20 protein-coding genes are annotated in these 21,912 nt (G+C 72.2%); 14 read left to right on the top strand and 6 right to left on the bottom strand.

Features of this window, described 5'->3' with window-relative positions; all coding sequences use genetic code 11:
- Nucleotide 1: 1 nt before the first annotated feature.
- Both ACQPZF_RS34700 and ACQPZF_RS34695 read right to left on the bottom strand, forming a co-directional pair.
- A complete protein-coding gene (locus ACQPZF_RS34700; protein WP_433264314.1) occupies nucleotides 2-508 on the bottom strand; it encodes a GNAT family N-acetyltransferase in 507 nt (168 codons plus the stop codon).
- A gap of 9 nt (nucleotides 509-517) precedes the next feature.
- A complete protein-coding gene (locus ACQPZF_RS34695; RefSeq protein ID WP_433264312.1) occupies nucleotides 518-1,423 on the bottom strand; it encodes a LysR family transcriptional regulator in 906 nt (301 codons plus the stop codon).
- Between the two features lie 72 nt (nucleotides 1,424-1,495).
- Between ACQPZF_RS34695 and ACQPZF_RS34690 the strand changes: the two genes are divergently transcribed.
- The 3 genes from ACQPZF_RS34690 to ACQPZF_RS34680 are packed head-to-tail and all read left to right on the top strand — an operon-like array spanning nucleotide 1,496 to nucleotide 4,780.
- Nucleotides 1,496-2,125 carry a succinate dehydrogenase cytochrome b subunit gene (locus ACQPZF_RS34690; protein ID WP_433264310.1) on the top strand — a complete coding sequence of 210 codons (630 nt, stop codon included), beginning with the start codon at nucleotides 1,496-1,498 and terminating at the stop codon, nucleotides 2,123-2,125.
- Nucleotide 2,126: 1 nt separating this feature from the next.
- Nucleotides 2,127-4,037 (top strand): fumarate reductase/succinate dehydrogenase flavoprotein subunit, encoded by a 1,911-nt coding sequence (locus tag ACQPZF_RS34685; protein WP_433264308.1) that lies wholly within the window; start codon nucleotides 2,127-2,129, stop codon nucleotides 4,035-4,037.
- Entirely contained in the window at nucleotides 4,034-4,780 is a 747-nt protein-coding gene (locus ACQPZF_RS34680) for a succinate dehydrogenase/fumarate reductase iron-sulfur subunit (protein WP_433264307.1), read from the top strand. The genes ACQPZF_RS34685 and ACQPZF_RS34680 overlap by 4 nt, the downstream gene beginning before the upstream one ends.
- On the opposite strand, the gene ACQPZF_RS34675 is transcribed toward ACQPZF_RS34680, so the two are convergent.
- Entirely contained in the window at nucleotides 4,756-5,604 is an 849-nt protein-coding gene (locus ACQPZF_RS34675) for a YeiH family protein (RefSeq protein WP_433264305.1), read from the bottom strand. The two genes, ACQPZF_RS34680 and ACQPZF_RS34675, sit on opposite strands and share 25 nt — an antisense overlap.
- Nucleotides 5,605-5,615: 11 nt before the next feature.
- On the opposite strand from ACQPZF_RS34675, the gene ACQPZF_RS34670 reads away from it, so the two are divergent.
- From ACQPZF_RS34670 to ligA, 3 genes are read left to right on the top strand one after another with little or no spacing between them, the layout of a single operon-like run.
- Nucleotides 5,616-6,503, top strand: a complete 888-nt coding sequence (locus ACQPZF_RS34670) for a LysR family transcriptional regulator (RefSeq protein WP_433264303.1) — start codon at nucleotides 5,616-5,618, stop codon at nucleotides 6,501-6,503.
- A 47-nt stretch (nucleotides 6,504-6,550) separates the two neighbouring features.
- Nucleotides 6,551-7,201 carry a hypothetical protein gene (locus tag ACQPZF_RS34665; RefSeq protein WP_433264302.1) on the top strand — a complete coding sequence of 217 codons (651 nt, stop codon included), beginning with the start codon at nucleotides 6,551-6,553 and terminating at the stop codon, nucleotides 7,199-7,201.
- Nucleotides 7,202-7,233: 32 nt separating this feature from the next.
- The gene (gene ligA / locus ACQPZF_RS34660) at nucleotides 7,234-9,414 is read left to right on the top strand and encodes an NAD-dependent DNA ligase LigA (RefSeq protein ID WP_433264300.1); all 2,181 of its coding nucleotides are present in this window, start codon (nucleotides 7,234-7,236) and stop codon (nucleotides 9,412-9,414) included.
- A gap of 27 nt (nucleotides 9,415-9,441) precedes the next feature.
- Here the strand turns inward: ligA and ACQPZF_RS34655 are convergent, their stop codons facing one another.
- Nucleotides 9,442-11,256 (bottom strand): GTP-binding protein, encoded by a 1,815-nt coding sequence (locus ACQPZF_RS34655; RefSeq protein WP_433264298.1) that lies wholly within the window; start codon nucleotides 11,254-11,256, stop codon nucleotides 9,442-9,444.
- A 175-nt stretch (nucleotides 11,257-11,431) separates the two neighbouring features.
- Complete coding sequence (locus tag ACQPZF_RS34650) at nucleotides 11,432-11,851, bottom strand: phosphatase domain-containing protein (protein WP_433264296.1); 420 nt, start codon at nucleotides 11,849-11,851, stop codon at nucleotides 11,432-11,434.
- Nucleotides 11,852-11,996: 145 nt separating this feature from the next.
- On the opposite strand from ACQPZF_RS34650, the gene ACQPZF_RS34645 reads away from it, so the two are divergent.
- Nucleotides 11,997-12,503, top strand: coding sequence for a GNAT family N-acetyltransferase (locus ACQPZF_RS34645; protein WP_433264294.1), 507 nt, complete (start codon nucleotides 11,997-11,999; stop codon nucleotides 12,501-12,503).
- A 184-nt stretch (nucleotides 12,504-12,687) separates the two neighbouring features.
- Complete coding sequence (locus ACQPZF_RS34640) at nucleotides 12,688-13,413, top strand: 3-keto-5-aminohexanoate cleavage protein (RefSeq protein ID WP_433264292.1); 726 nt, start codon at nucleotides 12,688-12,690, stop codon at nucleotides 13,411-13,413.
- 28 nt (nucleotides 13,414-13,441) lie between these two features.
- Here the strand turns inward: ACQPZF_RS34640 and ACQPZF_RS34635 are convergent, their stop codons facing one another.
- On the bottom strand, nucleotides 13,442-14,095 hold the full coding sequence (locus ACQPZF_RS34635; protein ID WP_433264290.1) for an amino acid-binding protein: 654 nt from the start codon (nucleotides 14,093-14,095) through the stop codon (nucleotides 13,442-13,444).
- Between the two features lie 211 nt (nucleotides 14,096-14,306).
- On the opposite strand from ACQPZF_RS34635, the gene gatC reads away from it, so the two are divergent.
- From gatC to ACQPZF_RS34605, 6 genes are all read left to right on the top strand, one after another.
- On the top strand, nucleotides 14,307-14,606 hold the full coding sequence (gene gatC, locus ACQPZF_RS34630) for an Asp-tRNA(Asn)/Glu-tRNA(Gln) amidotransferase subunit GatC (RefSeq protein WP_015104569.1): 300 nt from the start codon (nucleotides 14,307-14,309) through the stop codon (nucleotides 14,604-14,606).
- A gap of 91 nt (nucleotides 14,607-14,697) precedes the next feature.
- Entirely contained in the window at nucleotides 14,698-16,197 is a 1,500-nt protein-coding gene (gatA, locus tag ACQPZF_RS34625) for an Asp-tRNA(Asn)/Glu-tRNA(Gln) amidotransferase subunit GatA (RefSeq protein ID WP_433264288.1), read from the top strand.
- Nucleotides 16,198-16,211: 14 nt separating this feature from the next.
- Nucleotides 16,212-16,385, top strand: coding sequence for a hypothetical protein (locus ACQPZF_RS34620; RefSeq protein ID WP_433264286.1), 174 nt, complete (start codon nucleotides 16,212-16,214; stop codon nucleotides 16,383-16,385).
- Entirely contained in the window at nucleotides 16,382-17,884 is a 1,503-nt protein-coding gene (gene gatB / locus ACQPZF_RS34615; protein ID WP_433264284.1) for an Asp-tRNA(Asn)/Glu-tRNA(Gln) amidotransferase subunit GatB, read from the top strand. The genes ACQPZF_RS34620 and gatB overlap by 4 nt, the downstream gene beginning before the upstream one ends.
- A gap of 710 nt (nucleotides 17,885-18,594) precedes the next feature.
- Entirely contained in the window at nucleotides 18,595-19,137 is a 543-nt protein-coding gene (locus ACQPZF_RS34610; protein ID WP_433264283.1) for a hypothetical protein, read from the top strand.
- Nucleotides 19,138-19,265: 128 nt separating this feature from the next.
- On the top strand, nucleotides 19,266-21,845 hold the full coding sequence (locus ACQPZF_RS34605; RefSeq protein ID WP_433264281.1) for a CHAT domain-containing protein: 2,580 nt from the start codon (nucleotides 19,266-19,268) through the stop codon (nucleotides 21,843-21,845).
- The last annotated feature ends 67 nt before the right edge of the window (nucleotides 21,846-21,912 follow it).

Here is a 21,912-nt window from a genome sequence, read left to right as displayed (position 1 = left end):
GTCAGAGGCGTTCGAACGGCTCCGCGTACCGGAACGGCCCGCGCAGGTTCGGGCTGTAGGAGTGCAGGGTCCGCACCTGGAAGTACGGGCCCCACTCCGGGTTCGGCGGCTCGATGCCGTAGTCGGCCGCCGACCGGAAACCGAAGCGGGAGTAGTACTTCGGGTCGCCGAGGAGGGCCACCAGCGGTTCGCCGAGGGCGTCGGCCGCGCCGAGCACGGCGTGCACGAGGGCTTTGCCGACGCCCTGCCGCTGGTGGTCCGGCCGCACGCTGAGCGGCCCGAGGCCGAGCGCGGGCGCGCCGTTCACGGTGCCCCGCGTGCACACCACGTGCCCGACGAGCTCGCCGGACGGGGTTTCGGCGACCAGGGACAGGGCCGGGAGCCAGCCGGTGTCCGCGCGGAGTTCGGCCACCAGCCACGCCTCGCCGCCGGGGTTGGCGGCGAAGGCCGCGTCGGTGACGTCCGTGATCGCTCGAATGTCGTCGGGTGTCTCGCGTCTGATCAGCACCGGGCGAGCCTACGGTGTCGTCAGATGAACTCCCGACGGCATTTCCGCGCCGCGCAGGAACCCCAGCAGGACGCTCTGGAAAGCCCGCGCGGCGGTAGTCGGGGCTACGTCCGTCCGGTGCGCGAGGGCCACCGTTCGGGTGGTGCCGGGCGCGAGGGGTGTGCCGTGCAGTGACCTCGCCGCCAGCACGGTGCTGGGCACGATCGCCACGCCCAGCCCCACTTCCACGAACCGCAGCACGGCGTCCATCTCCCCGCCTTCCACGGCGAACTGCGGTTCGAAGCCCGCGCTCCGGCACGCCGCGAGCGTCGTCTCCCGCAGGTCGTAGCCGGGCCGGAACATCACGAGCGGGTGGTCTTCCAGGTCCGTGAGGCGCATCCTGTCGACACCCAACGGTTGCGCGGACGCGACGACGAGTTCTTCGCGCAGGACCGGCACGACGGTGAGCGCCCGGTGGGCGTCGGCGGGCGACACGATGACCAGCGCCAGGTCCAGGTCGCCCGCCTCCAACGCCCGCACCAGGTCCCGCGACCCGCCTTCGGTGACCGAGACCCGGATGCCGGGGTAAGTGTCGTGGTAGCGCTTGATGACGTCGGCGAACAGGCTCCCGCACAGGCTCGGGGTCGCGCCGACCCGCACCCGGCCGCGCTTGAGCCCCACCAGCTCGGCGACCTCCAGCCGGGCGGTGTCCACATCGGACAGGATGCGGCTCGCGACGGGCAGCAGGGCCTCGCCCGCCGGGGTGAGCGTGATGTTGCCGCGCACCCGGCTGAACAGCTCCGCGCCGAGTTCCTTCTCCAGCGCGTGGATCTGCTTGGACAGTGAGGGCTGCGCCACACGCGCCTGCTCGGCGGCCTTGGTGAAGTGCCGGGTCCGGGCCACTGCCAGGAAGTACACGAGCTGTTGGAGCGTCATAGCCCCAGGCTATCCTCAACCTGTTCACGATGTATTGGACGACTCGTCACACTGGTTCCTAGCGTCGACGTCGTGGACACGATCCGGCTTTACCGCAGCACGATCGGCAAGAAGGCCGTCATGGCGGTCACCGGGGCCGCGTTGTTCCTCTACGTCGTCGCGCACATGATCGGCAACCTGTCGATCTTCGCCGGACCGGAGGCGATCGACGGGTACGGGCGGTGGCTGCGGGACATCGGGGTGGTCTGGCCGGTACGGGTCGGGCTGCTCGCGTGTGTCGTGCTGCACTTCGCCGCCGCCTACCATCTGACCGCGCGGGCCCGCCGGGCGCGTGGCCGCTACGAGCACCGGCGGGTCGTGCAGGGTTCCTACGCCGCGCGCACGATGCGGTGGGGCGGCGTGATCATCGCGCTGTTCGTGGTCTACCACCTGCTCGACCTCACCGTCGGGGTGCTCAACCCGAACGGTGTGCCGGGCGCGATCCACGCCAACGTCGTCGCCGACTTCCGGCACTGGTACGTGGTGCTGGCGTACACGGTCGCCGTGCTGGCGCTGGGTTTCCACATCCGGCACGGCGTGTGGAGCGCCACCCAGACCCTCGGCGTCACCACGTCCCGCGTCGCCGGCCTGGGTGTGGCGGTCGTGATCTGCGCCGGTTTCCTCTCCGTTCCCTTCGCCGTCTGCACCGGATTGGTGGGCTGACATGCCCTTGTACACCGAAGGTTCCCCGATCGCCGACCAGCGCGTGCCGGTCGGCCCGATCGAGTCCCGCTGGGACCGCCGGCGGTTCTCCGCCCGCCTGGTCAACCCGGCGAACCGCCGCCACCGCACGGTGATCGTCGTCGGCACCGGCCTGGCCGGCGGTTCGGCCGCCGCCACGCTGGGTGAACTCGGGTACCGGGTGAAGTCGTTCTGCTACCAGGACAGCCCGCGCCGCGCGCACAGCATCGCCGCGCAGGGCGGCATCAACGCGGCCAAGAACTACCGCAACGACGGCGACAGCGTGCACCGCCTGTTCTACGACACGGTGAAGGGCGGCGATTTCCGGGCGCGCGAGTCGAACGTGCACCGCCTGGCGCAGATCAGCGTCGAGATCATCGACCAGTGCGTGGCGCAGGGGGTGCCGTTCGCCCGCGAGTACGGCGGCCTGCTGGACACGAGGTCTTTCGGCGGGGCCCAGGTCTCCCGCACCTTCTACGCCCGGGGCCAGACCGGGCAGCAACTCCTGTTGGGCGCGTACCAGGCGTTGGAACGGCAGGTCGCCGCCGGTCGGGTCGAGCTGCACCCGCGCACCGAGATGCTGGACCTGGTCGTCGTGGACGGCCGGGCGCGCGGCGTCGTGGTGCGGGACCTGGTGTCGGGCGCGGTGTCGACGCACTTCGCGGACGCGGTGGTGCTCGCGACCGGCGGCTACGGCAACGTGTTCCACCTGTCCACGAACGCCAAGGGCTGCAACACCACCGCGATCTGGCGGGCGCACCGGCGGGGCGCGCTGTTCGCGAACCCGTGCTTCACCCAGATCCACCCGACGTGCATCCCGATCAGCGGCGACCACCAGTCGAAGCTGACGCTGATGAGCGAGTCGCTGCGCAACGACGGCCGGGTGTGGGTGCCCGCGAACCCCCGGGACACGAGGCCTCCCAACGACATCCCGGAGGCCGAGCGCGACTACTTCCTGGAACGCATGTACCCGAGCTTCGGCAACCTGGTGCCGCGCGACATCGCGTCCCGTGCGGCGAAGAACATCTCCGACGAGAAGCGCGGCGTGTACCTGGACTTCGCGGACGCCATCGCACGCCTCGGCGCGCCCGCCGTGGAGCAGCGCTACGGCAACCTTTTCGAGATGTACCAGCGCATCACCGGCGAGGACCCGTATCGGGTGCCGATGCGCATCTACCCGGCCGTGCACTACACGATGGGCGGCCTGTGGGTGGACTACGACCTGCGGTCCAACATCCCCGGCCTCTACGTCATCGGGGAGGCCAACTTCTCCGACCACGGCGCGAACCGGCTCGGTGCGAGCGCCCTCATGCAGGGCTTGGCGGACGGCTATTTCGTGCTGCCCGGCGTCATCGGCGACTACCTGGCCGACGCGCCGTTCGAACCGCTGTCCGAGGACCACCCGGTGGTCGCCGACACGATGTCCGAGGTGCGCGGCCGGGTGAAGACCCTGCTGGCGGTGGACGGCGACCGCACGGTCGAGTCGTTCCACCGCGAGCTGGGGCGGCTGATGTGGGACGAGTGCGGCATGGAGCGCAGCGAAGCGGGGCTGCGCAAGGCGTTGGAGCGCATCCCCGAGCTGCGCGAGGAGTTCTGGCAGCGGGTGAAGGTGCCCGGCACCGGCGCCCGGCTCAACCAGGAGCTGGAGAAAGCCGGCCGGGTGGCCGACTTCTTCGAGCTGGCCGAGCTGATGTGCGTGGACGCCCTGCACCGCGAGGAGTCGTGCGGCGGCCACTTCCGCGCCGAGAGCCGGACCCCGGACGGGGAGGCGCTGCGCGACGACGCCCGCTTCTCCTACGTCGCCGCGTGGGAGTTCACCGGGCAGGAACCCGTCCTGCACCGGGAAGAGCTGGTCTTCGAGCACGTCAAGCCGAGCACCCGGAGCTACGCGTGAAACTCACCTTGCGGATCTGGCGGCAGCACGGCGCAACCGGGCGGCTGGTCGAGTACCCGGTGGACGGCCTGTCGCCGGACATGTCGTTCCTGGAAGCCCTGGACGTGCTCAACGAACGGCTCGTCCTGGCCGGCGAGGAGCCGGTCGCGTTCGACCACGACTGCCGTGAGGGCATCTGCGGCATGTGCGGGGTGATGATCAACGGTGTCGCGCACGGGCCGCAGAAGGCGACCACGGCGTGCCAGCTCCACCTGCGGCACTTCGCGGACGGCGACGTGCTCACCGTGGAGCCGTGGCGGGCCGAGCCGTTCCCGGTGGTGCGGGACCTGGTGGTGGACCGGTCGGCGTTCGACCGGATCGTGGCCGCCGGCGGCTACATCAGCGTGCCGACGGGCAGCGCGCCGGACGCCCACGCCACTCCCGTGCCGAAGCCCGACGCGGACACCGCGTTCGAGGCGGCGGCGTGCATCGGGTGCGGCGCCTGCGTCGCGGCCTGCCCGAACGGGTCGGCGATGCTGTTCACCGCCGCGAAGGCTACCCACCTCGGCGTGCTGCCGCAGGGGCAGCCGGAGCGGTACTCGCGGGCGCGGGACATGGTGGCCGAGCACGACGCGGCGGGGTTCGGCGGGTGCACCAACACGGGGGAGTGCACGTCGGCGTGCCCCAAGGGCATCCCGCTGACCACCATCGCCCGGCTCAACGCCGACCTGCTGCGCGCTCACACCAGCCGCAGCGACAGGTAGCCGGCCGAGCACACCAGCACCGTCGACAGCAGTCCCAGCAGCAGGGCGCGGGGTCCGGTCGCGAGCAGTGCGCGTGGCCGGACCGCCGTGCCCAGGCCGAACATGGCCGCCGCGAACAGCACGGTGGTGAGCGTCGTGCCGGCGGTCAGCACCGCGCCCGGCAGCAGTTCCGTCGACCGGACGGCCGCCATCGCCAGGAACCCCACCAGGAACAGCGGCACGATCGGTCCCTGCCGCCGGTTGACGCCCGCCGCGATCGGCGCGAGCAGCGCCACCCGGCTCAGCTTCACCGCCATGGCCGTCGCCAGGCCCGCCGTGGGCGCGGCGGCGGCCACCTGCGCCACCTCGTGCACGCTCAGCCCGATCCACTCCGGTGACGCGCCGAGCAGCGGCAGGGCGATCATGGTCAGGGTGCCGAACAGGGTCACCAGGGCGACGCCGGTGGCGACGTGCTCCTCATCGCGCTCGGACGCCACGGCCGCGATCGCCGACGCGCCGCAGATCGAGAACCCGCTCGCGACCAGCACGGTCAGGCCACGCGGCAGCCGCAGGCGCCTGCCCATCCACAGGGTGCCGAAGAACGTCACACCGACGGTGGCGACGGCCGCCAGCAGGATCCCCGGCCCGAGGGTTGCGAGCTGCGGCAGCGACAGTTGCAGCCCGAGCAGCACCACGCCCGCCCGCAGCAGTTTCCGGGTGACGGGCGCGAGGTCCGGCAGCCGGCCACCCACGAGGACTCCCAGCACCAGCGCGGCGATCAGCACGTGACCGAGCCTGGGCCGCACGGGTGTCGGCCGGTAGGCGGACGTCGACGATGAAGTCATACCCTGGGGCTATGGCCGAGCTGCCGGATCTGGAGTCCCTGCGCCTGCTGGTGCTGGTCGGGGAGCTGGGCAGCCTCGGGCGAGCGGCGCAGGAGCTGGGTGTCGCGCAGCCGTCGGCCAGCAAGCGCCTGTCCACGTTGGAGCGCCGCCTGGGGCTGGTGCTGGTGGACCGGGGCCGGCGCGGCTCGGCGCTGACCCCGGCCGGCGTGGTGGTGACCGAACGGGCGCGGCGGGTGCTGGACGAGGTGGCGGGGCTGCTCGCGGGCGTGGAGGCGCTGCGCACGTCACGCGAGGCGGAGCTGAGGGTCGCCGCCAGCATGACCGTCGCCGAGCACCTCGCGCCGGGCTGGCTGGGCGAACTCCGCCGCACCCGGCCCGACCTGCACGTGGGTCTGCGGGTGACCAACTCGGAGACGGTGGAGCGGCTGGTCCGCGAGGGCGCGGTGGACCTCGGGTTCGTGGAGGCGCCCGGCCCGCTGACCGGCTTGTCGTCCCGGAAGGTGGCGGTGGACCGGCTCGCCGTGGTGGTGCCGCCGGGGCACCGCTGGGCCCGGCGGCCGGTGACCGTCGCCGAACTCGCCCGGACCCCGCTGGTGGTGCGGGAACGCGGCTCGGGCACCCGCGACACCCTCGACCGGGCCCTGCCGCACGCGTGCCCGCCCGCGCTCGAACTGGGCTCCACGACGGCGGTGCGCGGCGCGGTCGCCGCCGGGGTCGCGCCCGCCGTGCTGAGCGTGCTGGCGGTGGCGCTGGACGTGGCCGACGGGCGGCTCGCGGAGGCGTCGGTGGACGGCCTGGACCTGCGGCGCGTGCTGCGCGCCGTGTGGCCGGGCGGGCGGCGGTTGGTGGGGCCCGCGGCGGAACTCCTCGCGGTGGCCGTGCGGCGTGGTCGGGCGTAGGCCGATTCCGGCGTAGTCCACGATTGCGGCGTAGTTCAATGGGAGGCATGAGCTGGTTCCGCCGACGCACCGAGCCCGACCCGCAGCCCGTGCACCTGCCCAACCCGTCCGAGGCGGCGGTCGGGTTCTGGCAGCGGTGGTTCGACCTGCTGCCCACGGTGAGCGCGGCGCTCGGCGACGGCGAACCGCACCGGGTGGAGAACGAGCTGTGCGAACTGGTCGGCTCGATCCACCCCGACCTGCACTTCTCGCTGGAACGCGGCCACCGCGCCATCTACGCCCTGGTGGTGTCCGGGCAGGAGGACCCGCGCCTGCGCCCCTACACCGACGCGTGGATGGCCGCCGCGCCGCCCGAGGACATGATCTGGGAGTACCACGACTCGGTGCCGCCGGTGCCCGACCCGACGGAGGTGACGGTCAACCTGGGCGCGAAACGCGTCCGGCTGGCCGACGTGCGGGTCGTCGCGCAGGTCGCGGACGGCCTGGTGGACGTGGCCGTGTTCCACCCGCTGTTCGCGGACCTCGACGACGCGCAGCGCCGGACGATGACGTTCCTGCCCCTGGACGTCACGCTCGGTGAGCGGCTGGCCGGTGAGCGGCTGGGCCGCGTCGAAACCGCCGCCGCCGAGCCCGAGGGGACGATCGACCTGCTGGAATTCCGCGAGCTGGTGCGGGGGCTAACCGAGGATCCCTCCTGAAATTGTCGTACCCCCTGATTAGGCTGGCCCCCGTGACCAGCAGCGACTCACTCGATCAGACCAACGGCGCCGCGCCCGGCGTGGAGGACGTGCCCGCCGCCGCGCGGGAGCGCCACGCCGCCCTCGCGGAAGAGGTGCGGGGCCACCAGTTCCGCTACTACGTCCTGGACGCGCCGACGGTCAGTGACGGTGAGTTCGACGCGCTGCTCCGCGAATTGCAGGCGCTGGAGGAGGAGCACCCCGGCCTGGCCACGCCGGACTCGCCGACCCAGCGGGTCGGCGGCACGTTCTCCACCGAGTTCCGGGCGGTCGACCACCTGGAGCGGATGCTCAGCCTGGACAACGTGTTCTCCCGCGACGAGCTGCGCGCGTGGGTCGAGCGGGTGGAGAAGGAGGTCGGCGCGGGCGCGCACTACCTGTGCGAGCTGAAGATCGACGGCCTGGCCGTCAACCTGCTGTACGAGCAGGGCCGCCTGGTGCGCGGGCTGACCAGGGGCGACGGCCGGACCGGCGAGGACGTGACGCTGAACGTCCGGACCCTGGCGGACGTGCCCGAGGTGCTGACCGGCACCGCCGAGTACCCGGTGCCCGCGCTGGTGGAGGTGCGCGGCGAGGTGTTCTTCGCCGTGGAGGACTTCCTGGAGCTGAACGCGAAGCTCGTGGAGGCGGGCCGGCCGCCGTTCGCGAACCCGCGCAACACGGCGGCGGGGTCGCTGCGCCAGAAGGACCCGAAGGTGACGGCGTCGCGGCGGCTGCGGATGATCTGCCACGGCCTGGGCCGGCGGGAGGGTTTCGAGCTGACCCGCCAGTCCGAGGCGTACGAGGCGCTGCGGGCGTGGGGCCTGCCGGTGTCCCCGCACACCACGGTGCTGGAGACGTTCGAGGAGATCGGCGCGCACGTCGAGCACTGGGGCGCGCACCGCCACGACGCGGTGCACGAGATCGACGGCGTGGTGGTGAAGGTCGACGAGGTGTCGCTGCAACGCAGACTGGGCTCCACGTCCCGCGCGCCGAGGTGGGCGATCGCGTTCAAGTACCCGCCGGAGGAGGCGACGACCACGCTGCTGGACATCAAGGTCCAGGTGGGCCGCACCGGCCGGGTGACGCCGTACGCCGTGATGGAGCCGGTGAAGGTGGCCGGTTCGACGGTCGCGCGGGCGACCCTGCACAACGCGAGCGAGGTCAGGCGCAAGGGCGTCCTGATCGGCGACCGGATCGTGATCCGCAAGGCGGGCGACGTGATCCCGGAGGTCCTGGGCCCGGTGGTCGACGTCCGCCCGGACGACGCCTACGAGTTCGAGATGCCCGCGTCCTGCCCGGAGTGCGGCCACGCGCTGCGCCCGATGAAGGAGGGCGACGTCGACATCCGCTGCCCCAACGCCGCAAGCTGCCCCGGTCAGCTCCGGGAGCGGCTGGCGTACCTGGCGTCGCGGTCGGCGCTGGACATCGAGGTGCTGGGCTTCGAGGGCGCGGCGGCGCTGGTCGAGTCGCCGGTGTACGGGGACGAAGGCGACCTGTTCCTGCTGGACGCGGAGAAGCTGGCCGCGGTGGAGCTGTTCCGCACCATGTCGGGCGAGCTGACGGCGAACGCCGTGAAACTCCTGGACAACCTGGAGGCGGTCAAGCAGCGTCCGCTGTGGAGGGTGCTGGTCGCGCTGTCGATCCGCCACGTCGGCCCGACGGCGGCCCGCGCGCTGGCCCAGGAGTTCGGCTCGCTGGAGCGGATCAGGTCGGCGTCGGAGGAGGAGCTGGCGTCGGCCGAGGGCGTCGGCCCGACCATCGCGCTGGCCGTCCGCGAGTGGGTGGACACCCCGTGGCGGCAGGAGGTCGTGCGCAAGTGGGCCGAGGCGGGCGTGCGCATGGCGGAGGAGCGCGACGAGTCGATCCCCCGGAACCTGGAGGGCTTGTCGATCGTGGTGACGGGGTCGCTGGAGGGCTTCTCGCGGGACGAGGCGAAGGAGGCGATCCTGTCGCGAGGGGGCAAGGCGGCCGGGTCGGTGTCGAAGAAGACGGCGTTCGTGGTGGTGGGCGATTCGCCGGGGTCGAAGGCGGACAAGGCGCTCCAGCTCAAGGTGCCGGTGCTGGACGAGGCCGGGTTCCGGGTCCTGTTGGCCGAAGGCGCGGAAGCGGCTACCGAGGTGGCGACCTTCGCTCCGGACGAACCGGCTCCGGACGAGCCGGAAGCGCCGCAGCCGGCCGACCAGCGGTCTTGACGCACGGCGGCGGTGGTTCCTCTGCTCTCAAGGTGCGGGGGAGTGGTGGGAGAACGCCGACTCCAGCACTCCCTCGCCACGCGTGAGTCCGGGCAGCCGCAACCGCAGTTCGTGCACCCCGGCCGCCGGGATGTCGCCCTCCAGCACGCAGACCCCACATCTCACCACGGAGGATGCCGGCACGGCGCGCAGCCGGGCCAGCACCGGCGACACGGTCGACAGCACGTCGGCGGGCACCTCCAGGCGGAACGAGTGCACCGGCTCCAGCACCTCCACCCCGGCCCGCGCCAACGCGTTGCGCAGCACGAGCGGCGTCAGGGCGCGGAAGTCGCCGGCGGTGCTGGACATGCTCTTGTCGAACGCCCCGTGCGCGTGGCTCTGCCGTGCCCAGTACCCGGACCGGGTCATGCTCACCACGCAGTCGACGACCTGCCACCCGTGCACGCCACCCTGCCGCAGGGTGTCCCGCACCGCTTCCTCCACCGCCACGAAGAACGCGTACGGCATCGATCCCAGCTCCACCTCCAGCCGGAACTCCACCCCGGACCCGGCCGGGGCCGGGTCGACCCGCAGCCCGACGGTCGCCAGGAACGGGTTGCCGTCGGTGTCGATGACCGCGACGTCCTCCCCGCTGCCGAAGGGGCGCTCCAGGCAGATGGTCGTCGTCTTGCGGAAGCCGACCCGCAGCCCGACCTCGGCCAGCTCCGCCTCGATGACCTCCTTCTGCACCTCCCCGTACAGCGACACGGCGATCTCCCGCCGCTCGTCGTCCTGCCGCAGGTCGATCAGCGGGTCCTGCTCGGCCAGCCGCGTCAACGCCGTGTGCAGCGCGCCCAGCTCCTCCGGCCGCGCCGGCACCACGACCGTTTCCAGCGTCGGCGGCGCGAACGACCTCGGGACGCCGTGCGCGACGCCGAGCGAGTCGCCGATCCGCACGTCCAGCCCCCACACCCGCGCGACCCGCCCGGCGGCCACGGACGCCGACCGCACCGCCGTGCCGTGCGAGAACACGCTGATCGCGGTGACCTTCCCGCCTTCCAGCCGGTCCCGCACGCGCACCGTCCCGGCGAACATCCGCACGTAGGCGATCTTCTCCCCGGCGGGCCCGCGCTCGACCTTGAACACCGACCCGGACACCGGGGCCGAGGCGTCGCCGCGCGCCGCCGGCAGGAACTCGGGCAGCGCCGCCATCAGCGCGCCCACCCCGGCCCCGGTGATCGCCGACCCGGAGAACACCGGGTGCACCACCGCCCGCCGGCTCAACCCGGCGAACGACTCCCGCAGCCGTTCCGCGCTCACCCCGCCGTCGACGCAGGCCGCGAGCAGCGCGTCATCGTGTCTGGTCAGCACATCGGCGAGGGTCGAGGTGTCGGCGGCGACCGGGGCCACGTCGGGGGTGAGGCGCGCGGCGATCTCCCGCACCACCCGCGCCGGGTCGGCGCCGGCCCGGTCGGTCTTGTTCACGAACAGCAGCGTCGGAATCCGCAGCCGCCGCAACGCCCGCATCAGCACCCGCGTCTGCGGCTGCACGCCTTCCACGGCGGACACCACGAGCACCGCGCCGTCGAGCACGCTCAACGCCCGTTCCACCTCGGCGATGAAGTCCGGGTGGCCGGGTGTGTCGATGAGGTTCACGGTCGTGTCGTCGACGACGAACGACACGACCGCCGACTTGATGGTGATCCCGCGCTGCCGCTCCAGCGCCAGCGAGTCGGTCCGGGTGGACCCGTCGTCCACGCTGCCGACCGCGTCGATCACTCCGGCCGCGTGCAGCAGCCGTTCGGTCAGGCTGGTCTTACCGGCGTCGACGTGCGCCAGGATGCCGAGGTTCAACGTCCGCACAGAGCGTCATGTCCTTGAGATAGGTGTCGATGACCTTCTGGAAGGGCATGAAAGCTCCGCGCACGATCGCCTCCTCGGCTCGTCCCGGCGCACCACTTTCCCGGCGCACCACGGTGTTCAGGGCGCCACTAGAGCAGCGTCCGCCGTGCCGCACAACCGATTTACCGCGCCCGGCTCAGCCGGGGAACCGCCGCACCCACGCCTTCTGCCAGGGCGTTTCCACCGCGCGGTGGTGGTAGTGGGCACGGGTCCAGGCCACCGCTTCACCCGAGGGGACACCCGCCAGCACCGCCAGGCACGACACGACCGTCCCGGTCCGCCCGACCCCGCCGCCGCACGCGACCTCGACGTCCTCCCCCGCCAGGGCACGGGAGTGCAGGCCCCGGATCAGCCGCACGGCGTCCTCGGTCGACCGGGGCAGCAGGAAGTCGGGCCAGTCGACCCAGTCGTGCGCCCAGGCGAACTCCCGCCCGCGCCGCAGCCGTGAGCCGCCGAGGTAGAGCCCGTAGGCCGGCGCGTCGTCCGGGGCGGGGTTGCGCAGTCCGCGTCCGCGCACGCGCGAGCCGTCGGGGAGTTCGATCGCACCGGTCAACATCCGACCGATGCTAATCCGTGCGAGGCGTGAAACCGCCGCCGGATCCGCAGATGTGCGGATCACTCACGTCGAGTTGGTCATCCTGCCTTGATCGAACCCCCGCCCTCGGGTTTGGCTGGACCACAACGGAGCGGGAGGGGAAGAGATGGCCGATGTCGTGGTGAGGCCCGCGCGCGAGGACGAGTGGGCGGCGGCCGGTGCGATCACGGTGGAGGCCTACCGCGTCGACCGGTACATCGACAGCCACACCGGCGGGTACGCCGACGAGCTGGCCGACACGCGGGCCCGCGCCCGGGACGCCGAGCTGCTGGTGGCCGTGGACACCGAGGACACCCTGCTGGGCACCGTCACCATCGCCCTGCCCGGCAGCCCGTACGCGGAAGTCAGCCGGTCCGGCGAGGTCGAGTTCCGGATGCTCGCGGTGAGTCCCCGCGCACGCGGCCGGGGCGTGGGGGAAGCGCTGGTCAGGGCGGTGATCTCGCGGGCGCGGGAGGTCGGCGCGCGGCGGGTCGTGATGAGCAGCGGGGAGACCATGACGACCGCCCACCGGCTCTACCGGCGGCTGGGGTTCCGGCGGTTCCCGGAGCGCGACTGGAACCCGGTGCCGGGGGTGCAGCTAATCGCCTACGCGTTCAGCCTGGAACTCGCCTGACCGGTATCCGCCTGACTGGAACCCGCCTGACCGGTATCCGCCTGACTCGAACTCGTGCGACTCGAACTCGTGCGACCGGATTTCGTCCGGCCGATCTCGTCCGGCCGGCAACTCGCCTGACCAGCGCGCGGCCGAACGGGTCGGCGGGTCGCCGCCGCGGGCGTGCCGTGCGACGCTGGTCGGCGTGCTCCAGGCCTGCCTGAACGGCGCCCGCGTGCCCGACAGCCATCCCGCGCTGCCGGTGACCCCGCAGCAGCTCGCCGCCGACGCCGCCGCGCTCGTCGCGCTCGGCGTCACCCACTTCCACCTGCACCCGAGGGACGTGGTGGGCCTGGAGGTGCTGGCCGGACCGGAGGTCGCGACCGCGGTGTCGGTGGTGCGGGCCCTCGTGCCGCGCGCCGAGCTGGGCGTCACCACCGCCGCGTGGATCCAGCCGGACCCGGTGCGCCGCGCCGAGCTGGTCGAGGGCTGGGCGGGCCTGTCGGCCGGCCGCCCGGACGTGGCGTCGGTGAACGTCCACGAGGACGGCTGGCTCGACACGGTCGCGGCGTTGCAGGCCGCGAACATCGGCATCGAACTCGGCGTGTTCCACGAGGAAGCCGCCCGCACCCTGGTCCGGGCGGGCCTGCCGGACGGCACGCGGCGCATCCTCGCCGAGGTCCAGCCGGGCGAGACGACCACCGAGGCGGATGCCCTGCTGCGCCTGCTGGAGCCGCTGGGCGCGCCGATCCTGCTGCACGGCGAGGACGACAGCGCGTGGCCCGTCCTGGACCACGCCGCCCGCCTCGAACTGGACACCCGCATCGGCCTGGAGGACACCCTCCTCAACCCGGACGGCACCCGCACCCGCGACAACGCCGAGCTGGTCGCCTACGCCCAGCGCGCCATCCGGGCCAACGCCGTCCGCTGAACCACGCGGCCCACCAGCCCGCCCCGGCTCAGTCGGGCAGCACCACGGACACGATCCCGGCGAGGTGCGCGAGCCGAGCCACCTCCGCCGCCCGGAACATCGGCCCGCCCGGACGCCCCACCAGCAGCACCCGGTCCGGCTTGCCCAGCGGCGTCGCGGCCAGCTCGGTGCCCAGCTCGCGCCACGTCTCGGGCACCCAGCCCTCCTCGCCGTCCAGCACGGTGGCCCGCGCGAGCGGCATCCACGGCGGGTCCGTCATGCGGGTCTCCGGGGCCGCCGACGACGCCGTCACCCGGTGCACCCCGGCGCTGTCGCAGGACAGCACCACGGCCCACCCGGCGCGGATGATCTTCGGCACGCCCTCGGTGAACACCTCCAGCCCGCGCGCGGGTTCCTCCGCGACCTCTTCCACCAGCTCCAGTTCGCGATGGGTGTCGAGGACCCCGGCGTACGGCCGCACCGCGTCCACCTCGACCCCGTCGATGGACTCCGCGGCGGTGATCAGCACGTCCGGCAGCCGGCCGGACGGCAGTTCCACCACGAGGTCGTCGATGGCCAGGCCGGCGCCGCGCTCCACCACGTCCACGCTCAGGATGTCGGCCCCGATCTCGCCAAGGGCGGAGGCGACCGCACCCAAGGTGCCGGGACGGTCCGGGAGCTGGACCCGGATCAGGAAGGACACGGTGCACGCCTCCAAGGGCTGGGTTGGGACTTTCGGCCGATGATTCTCGCAGACGCAGCTTCGCTTTCCGACCCACCAGCCGCGTTGCCCGGCGGTAAAATCCCGCACCCTCGCGCGCGAGCGCGGGCAACCCCGTCGGAGGCCGGCCTGACCTGCCCATAGACTCGGTGGGTCCTGAAACCAGAAAACCGGACCCACGGGGGTTGACGAGGTGCCCAGCATCTCCCGCGACGAGGTCGCGCACCTGGCGCGTCTGGCCAGGCTCGCCGTCACCGACGACGAGCTCGACCTGTTCGCCGGCCAGTTGGACGTGATCCTCCAGTCGGTGGCCACGGTGGGCGACATCGCCACCGCGGACATCCCGCCGACTTCGCACGCCGTTCCGCTGACCAACGTGTTCCGCGAGGACGTGGTGCGTCCCAGCCTCGGTCAGCAGCAGGCGCTCGCGGGCGCCCCCGCCGCCGAGGACGGCCGCTTCCGCGTCCCGCGCATTTTGGGTGAGGAAGCATGACCGCCGACGTGCTCTTCTCCGCGGAGGCGGCATCAAGGGCCGCCGACGTGCTCCTTCCCGCCGACGTCCTCGTTCCCGCGGAGGCGGAATCATGACCCACCTGATCCGCAGCAGCGCCGCCGAACTGGCCGCGAGGATCGCGAGCCGCGAGGTCTCCGCCGTGGAGGTCGCGCAGGCCCACCTCGACCGGATCGGCGAGGTCGACGGCACGGTGCACGCGTTCCTGCACGTCGACACCGAGGGCGCGCTGAAGGCGGCCCGCGCGGTGGACGACGACATCGCCGCCGGCACCCCGGTCGGCCCGCTGGCGGGCGTCCCGCTGGCCCTGAAGGACGTGCTCACCGCCGAGGGGATGCCGACCACGTGCGGGTCGCGGATCCTCGAAGGCTGGCGGCCCCCCTACGACGCCACGGTCACCCGCCGGCTGCGCGAGGCCGGCGTCGTGATCCTGGGCAAGACCAACATGGACGAGTTCGCGATGGGCTCGTCCACCGAGAACTCCGCCTTCGGCCCGACCCGCAACCCGTGGGACCTGGACCGCGTCCCGGGCGGCTCGGGCGGCGGCTCGTCCGCCTCGCTGGCCGCGTTCGAGGCCCCGCTGGCGATCGGCACGGACACCGGCGGCTCGATCCGCCAGCCCGGCTCGGTCACCGGCACGGTCGGCGTGAAGCCCACCTACGGCGGCGTGTCCCGCTACGGGCTGGTGGCGTTCTCGTCGTCCCTGGACCAGGCCGGGCCGTGCGCCCGCACGGTGCTGGACGCGGCGCTGCTGCACGAGGTCATCGCGGGCCACGACCCGCTGGACGCGACGTCCATCGACGCACCGGTCCCGCCGGTCGTCGCGGCGGCCCGCGAGGGCGCGCGGGGCGACCTGTCCGGCGTGCGGGTGGGCGTGGTGACGCAGTTCAGCGGCGACGGCTACCAGCCGGGCGTGCTGCGCTCGTTCGAGGCTGCCGTGGCGCAGCTCAAGCAGTTGGGCGCGGAGGTCGTCGAGGTGTCGTGCCCGAGCTTCGACTACGCGCTGCCCGCGTACTACCTGATCGCGCCGAGCGAGGCGTCGTCCAACCTGGCGCGGTTCGACGCCATGCGCTACGGCATCCGGGTCGGCGACGACGGCACGCGCAGCGCCGAAGAGGTCATGTCGCTGACCCGTGAGGCCGGGTTCGGCGCGGAGGTCAAGCGGCGCATCATGATCGGCACCTACGCGCTGTCGTCCGGCTACTACGACGCCTACTACGGCTCGGCGCAGAAGGTGCGGACGCTGATCACCCGCGACTTCGAGCAGGCGTTCGGCGCGGTGGACGTGCTGGTCTCGCCGACCACCCCGACCACCGCGTTCCGCATCGGGGAGCGCATGGACGACCCGATCGCCATGTACAAGGCGGACCTGTGCACGATCCCGGCGAACCTGGCGGGCACGCCCGCCATGAGCGTCCCGAGTGGACTGTCCGACGAGGACGGCCTGCCGGTGGGCCTGCAGATCATGGCCCCGGCGTTGCAGGAACACCGCATGTACCGGGTGGCGGCGGCCTACGAGGCGGCCCGCGGCCCGGTCATCGCGGACGTGCCGGAACTGGCGGGCGCCCGATGAGGAAAGCACGCGGAGTGTTGGCGCTGGTAGCCGCGGTCGGCGCGGCGACCAGCGCGTTCTCCACCCTGAAGTCGGCCCGCGGCAAGAACGACAAGCTGGCGCTCGCCAACGCGGCAGCGAGCATCCTGGTCGCGATCACCGGCGCGGCGCTGGCCGTGCGCGGGCTCCGGAAGGACGGTAAGGCATGACCGCCGTGGACGAGCTGATGGACTACGCCGAGGTCGTCGAGCGGTTCGACCCGGTGCTGGGCCTGGAAGTGCACGTCGAGCTGCACACCGCGACCAAGATGTTCTGCGGCTGCGCCAACCTGTTCGGCGGCGAGCCCAACACGCACGTCTGCCCGACGTGCCTGGGCCTGCCCGGCGCGCTGCCGGTGGTGAACGGCAAGGCGGTGGAGTCGGCGATCCGCATCGGACTGGCCCTCAACTGCTCCATCGCGGAGTGGTGCCGGTTCGCGCGGAAGAACTACTTCTACCCGGACATGCCGAAGAACTTCCAGACGTCCCAGTACGACGAGCCGATCGCGTTCAACGGCTGGCTCGACGTCACGTTGGACGACGGGTCCGTCGTGCGCGTGGAGATCGAGCGCGCCCACATGGAGGAGGACACCGGCAAGTCCCTCCACGTCGGCGGCGCGACGGGCCGCATCCACGGCGCGGAGCACTCGCTGCTGGACTACAACCGGGCGGGCGTGCCGCTGATCGAGATCGTCACCAAGCCGATCAGCGGCACCGGCGAACGCGCCCCCGAGGTGGCCCGCGCCTACGTGACCGCGCTGCGGGACCTGCTCAAGGCGCTGGACGTCTCGGACGTGCGCATGGACCAGGGTTCGCTGCGCTGCGACGCGAACGTGTCGCTGATGGCCAAGGACGCCACCGAGTTCGGCACCCGCACCGAGACCAAGAACGTCAACTCGCTGCGCAGCGTGGAACGCGCGGTGCGGTTCGAGATGACCCGCCAGGCGGCGGTCCTGGTCAACGGCGGCACGATCACCCAGGAGACCCGGCACTTCGACGAGTCGACCGGTGGCACGTCGTCCGGCCGCACCAAGGAGACCGCGGAGGACTACCGGTACTTCCCGGAGCCCGACCTGGTGCCCATCGCCCCGTCCCGAGAGTGGGTCGAGGAACTGCGCGGCACCCTGCCGGAACTCCCGTGGGAGCGCCGCAAGCGCGTGCAGGACGACTGGAACCTCACCGACGCCGAACTCCGCGACCTGGTCAACGCGGGCGCGGTGGACCTGGTGACGGCCACAGTGGACGCCGGCGCGACCCCGGCCGAGGCCCGTTCCTGGTGGGTGGCCTACCTGACCAAGGAAGCCAACGCCCGCGGCGTCGAACTCGGCGAGCTGGCCATCACCCCGGCGCAGATCGCCCGCGTCGTCGCCCTGGTGAACGCGGGGGAGCTGACCAACAAGCTCGCCCGCGAGGTCGTCGCCGGCGTCGTCGAAGGCGAGGGCGAGCCGGAGGCCGTCGTCGAGGCCCGCGGCCTCAAGGTCGTGTCCGACGACTCGGCGCTGGAGAAGGCCGTGGACGAGGCGCTCGCCGCGCAGCCCGACGTGGCGGCGAAGATCCGCGACGGCAAGGTGGCGGCGGCCGGCGCGATCGTCGGCGCGGTGATGAAGGCCACCAAGGGCCAGGCGGACGCGAAGAAGGTCCGCGACCTGATCATCGCCCGCTGCTCGTAACGGGTTCCGCGGCCCGGGGACCCGCTTGGAGTCCGGACCCGGCCAAAGCCGGGAGCGGATCCCGAGCGGGCATCCGGTCCCCGCTTCGGCAGGGTCCGCCGCGGGGCAGGATCTTCCTGCCCCGCAGCGGTTTCCTCTGTGGACTCGCCGCGGACCGCGAGGCCGTCCGGCAGCGAAACGCCGCCGGGCGTTCAGCGTGCGCCTGAGCCCTTTTCCGGCCCCGGAAGGGCCGGTGGACGGTTCCGCGCGAAACTTGGACATTCGTCGAAGAATGCGCCCGCGACGTTCGCCGAAGTGATCATCCACACCGCACCCGACGTATCTGGCGACCCCTGCGCCGGTCTACTACCAAGTAGCCGCGATGCCGTCCCGACGGGATCGCGAACCGTGACGAAGGGGGTGCCGACGGTGTTTATTCCACGCGACCGGTCGGTGGGATCGCCCTCTTATTGCGGGCCTCGACACGACGTCTCTGTGTCAACATGTTCACCCATTCGAGTGGTACCGTCGCGCCGAAAGGGGACTTCGCCCAGGTCAGTGCGGCCCAACAACCGGGAAGTGATTGCGCTCGGTGAATTTCCCTCTCAAGGGTGCGTCCATCTGTGTCAGGATTAAGCCGTTCGGTCGGGCCGGGGGGCCACCGAATGATCACTCTCACCAGCCAAGCAGCCCCGAATAGCCCGGGGCTCCGTTGTAGGGGAGGACAACGTATGTCTGCTGAAACCGATCCCAAGCTCGTCGAAGAGATCGACGCCATCGAGAACGACCTGGTGGACGACGCGGCCGGCGCCGTGACGAATGGCCACGCGAAGACCAACGGCAGGACCAACGGCAAGCACGGTGGCGGCGCCATCCCGCAGGGCGGCCCGTTCAAGACCACCGACGAGCCGCCGGTCACGCCCGAGGGCGGCCCGTTCAAGACCACCGGCGACCCGGTGTCGGTCCCCGAGGGTGGTCCGTTCAAGACCACCAGCGAGCCCGTGGCGCTCGTCGCGACCGAGGGCGACCCCGAAGGGGGCCCGTTCAAGACGACCGGTGACCCGGTGTCGGTTCCCGAAGGTGGCCCGTTCAAGACGACGGGCGACCCGGTGTCGGTCCCCGAAGGCGGTCCGTTCAAGACCACCAGCGAGCCCGTGGCACTCGTCGCGACCGAGGGCGACCCCGAGGGCGGCCCGTTCAAGACGACCGACGACCCCGTCGAGCCCGAGGGTGGTCCGTTCAAGACCACCGACGACCCCGTCGCCGTCAAGTGAACTGATCGCGGACGCACTGCCGGCCGGACGCATTCCCCGGACGGCTGGCAGTGTGCCCGCGCATTCTGTGCTCTCATATGAGCGTGCCCGATCACGGCGGTCCCCCCGGTCGACCGGATGCCGTGGCAGTGGCGAGGACCTACCACAAGAACGCCGTGGAGGCCGCCACCGCCGATCGGTACCTGGTGGCGATCAGGCTCCTCCGCAAGGGACTGGCACTGGTCGACCCACCGGGCGGCGTCGACGAGCGGCTAGAGGTCAGGACCCGGCTGCTCAACACCCTCGCGTTCTGCCTCGCCGAAACCGGCAGCCTCGAAGACGGCCTCGCCCAGATGGCCGCCGCCCGCGAAGCGCTCGCCGACCTGTCCGACCCGGCCCTGCGCGACGAGCTGTACAGCCTGGTCGACGGCAACCGGGGCGTCCTGCTCTGCCGCGTCGGCCGCATCGACGAGGGCATCGCCCAACTCGACACCGACATCGCGTTCAACGAACGCCGACTCGCCGAAACCACCGGCGACCCGCACGCCATAGCGGAACTCCTCGTCACCGGCCTGTCCAACCGCGGCATGGCCCACGCCTACCGCACCGACCAAGGCCCGGACCGGGCCATCGCCGACCTCGACCGCGCCGTCGAACTCGCCGGCCGGCACGGATTCCAGATCCGCGAAGCCATCGCCACCCACGCGCTCGGCAACGTCCTCCAACGCGCGGGCGACATCCCGGCCGCACTGCGCCGCTACACCGAAGCGCAGCGCGCGTTCCAGGACCTCGAACCCGGCCTGCTCATGCGACTGCGCATCGACCAGTCCGAAGCGCTCATCAGCGTCGGCCTCGCCGACGAGGCAGGCACCCTGCTCGACGACGTGCTGCCCGAACTGCGCCGCCAGCGCATCGGCCAGGACGTCGCCGAAGCCGAACTCTTCCGCGCCGCCGCCGCACTGCTCGACAGCGACCTGGTGCTGGCCAAGCGGATGGCGAACGCGGCACAGCGGAAACTCGCCCGCCGCGGCAGCCCGGCGTGGGCGGCCGTCGCCAGCCTGATCGCCCTGCGCGTCGACGCGCTCAAAGCCCTGGACGCCCCCCGCCGCCCCCCGGCGGCCGTGGTAGACCGGGCGCTGGCCCTGGCCGGCGAACTGAGCGAACTCAAGCTGTACGACCAGGCGGCATTCGCCCAAGTGCTGGCGGCCCGCGTGGAAGTCCGCCGCGGCAACACCGAACACGCCGAACGCCTACTCCGCGACGTGCCCAAATCCCGCCGCATCGCCCCCATCGACCACCGCATGCTGCTGCGCCTGTGCCGGGCGGAACTCGCGCTGGCCCACGGCAACCAACGCGTCGCACTGGCCCAGGCGAAAGCCGGACTCGCCGAACTGGGCCGCATGCGCGACCGACTGGGCGGCCTGGAACTCGTGTCCGGCACCGCACTGCACGGCCGTGAACTGGGCGAACTCGCGATCAGGCTGGTACTGGCGGGCGGCGACTCCGCGTCCAACGCCCGCCGCCTGTTCACGTGGCTGGAACGCACCAAAGCACAGCTCTACCGCTACGACCCCTTCGAGTCCACAGTGGACCCGGTCCTGGCGGAACGGATCACCGAAGTCCGCCAACTCAGCCGCGCCCTGCTCCGCGCCCGCCTGGACGGCCTGCCCACGGCGAAACTCATCGCCCGACTCGCGGTCAGCCAACGCGACGCGATGCGCCTGGGCTGGAGCGCCAGCCCGTGGGGCAAACCCCGCCCGGTGGCAACCCACCACGAAGTCCTGTCCCGCCTCGGCGACCGCGCACTGGTCACCTTCGCCTCGTCCGACGACGAGATGATCGCCGTCGTCCTGGCCGGTGGCCGCGTCCGCATGATCCGCCTGGGCGCCGCGGACCGCATCACCGAAGCCGCCCGCCGCCTCCACGCCGACCTGACCGCCCTGGCCCCGGACTACCAACCCCCGCCCCTGGTGGAAGTCGTCTCCGCGTCGGCGAGGCGGGAAGCCGAACGCCTCGACAAAGCCCTGCTCCGGCCCCTGGCGACGATGATCGGCGACCGCGAACTGGTGGTCATACCCACCGGCGCCCTGTACGTCGTGCCGTGGAACGTACTGCCGACCTGCGTCAACCGCCCGACCGTAGTAGCCCCCTCAGCCACCGCCTGGCTGTCCAGCAGCCGCGCCGACACCGAACCGGGCAACGGCGTCCTCCTCGTCCGCGGCCCAGGACTCCAAGCCGCACAAGGCGAAATCGACCGCCTGGCCGGCTACCACGTGGACGCGAAACTGCTCGGCGTCGCGGACGCCCGGGTCAGCGCCGTGCTGGAGGCACTGGACGGCGTGGCACTGGCCCACATCGCCGCACACGGCGAACACGAGCCCGAGAACGCCCTGTTCTCCAAGCTCGAACTGGTGGACGGCGCCCTGTTCGCCCACGAGGTGGGCCGCATGCGCCGCCCACCCCACCGCGTCGTGCTGGCCGCCTGCGAACTCGCGCTCAACCGAGTACGCCCGGGCGACGAGCCACTCGGCTTCGCGGGTGCCCTGCTGGCCGGCGGCACGCGCACGGTGATCGCCGCATCCAGCAAAGTGGGCGACCAACCGTCGGCTGCCGCGATGGCCGACTTCCACCGCAACCTGGCAGCCGGCGCCTCACCGGCCGTGGCCTTGGCGGACGCGGTAGCCGTCGACCCCCTACGCCGACCGTTCGTCTGCCTGGGCTCGGGCTGACGACTGGTTCGGGCTGACGACTGGGCTCGGGCTGACGACTGGGCTCGGGCTGACGAACGGCGTGACA

Origin of the sequence: Actinosynnema sp. CS-041913, from assembly GCF_050942485.1 — a bacterium.
Lineage (GTDB): Bacteria > Actinomycetota > Actinomycetes > Mycobacteriales > Pseudonocardiaceae > Actinosynnema.
This window is presented reverse-complemented; position numbering and strand designations above follow the sequence as displayed.

Bases quoted from the DNA above. Each gene is read 5' to 3' on its own strand.
- ACQPZF_RS34645 (WP_433264294.1), top strand. From the start codon at position 11,997: ATGGCCGATGTCGTGGTGAGGCCCGCGCGCGAGGACGAGTGGGCGGCG.
- ACQPZF_RS34650 (WP_433264296.1), bottom strand. From the start codon at position 11,851: ATGTTGACCGGTGCGATCGAACTCCCCGACGGCTCGCGCGTGCGCGGA.
- ACQPZF_RS34670 (WP_433264303.1), top strand. From the start codon at position 5,616: ATGGCCGAGCTGCCGGATCTGGAGTCCCTGCGCCTGCTGGTGCTGGTC.
- gatA (WP_433264288.1), top strand. From the start codon at position 14,698: ATGACCCACCTGATCCGCAGCAGCGCCGCCGAACTGGCCGCGAGGATC.
- ACQPZF_RS34685 (WP_433264308.1), top strand. From the start codon at position 2,127: ATGCCCTTGTACACCGAAGGTTCCCCGATCGCCGACCAGCGCGTGCCG.
- ACQPZF_RS34695 (WP_433264312.1), bottom strand. From the start codon at position 1,423: ATGACGCTCCAACAGCTCGTGTACTTCCTGGCAGTGGCCCGGACCCGG.
- ACQPZF_RS34665 (WP_433264302.1), top strand. From the start codon at position 6,551: ATGAGCTGGTTCCGCCGACGCACCGAGCCCGACCCGCAGCCCGTGCAC.
- gatB (WP_433264284.1), top strand. From the start codon at position 16,382: ATGACCGCCGTGGACGAGCTGATGGACTACGCCGAGGTCGTCGAGCGG.
- ACQPZF_RS34675 (WP_433264305.1), bottom strand. From the start codon at position 5,604: ATGACTTCATCGTCGACGTCCGCCTACCGGCCGACACCCGTGCGGCCC.
- ACQPZF_RS34610 (WP_433264283.1), top strand. From the start codon at position 18,595: ATGTCTGCTGAAACCGATCCCAAGCTCGTCGAAGAGATCGACGCCATC.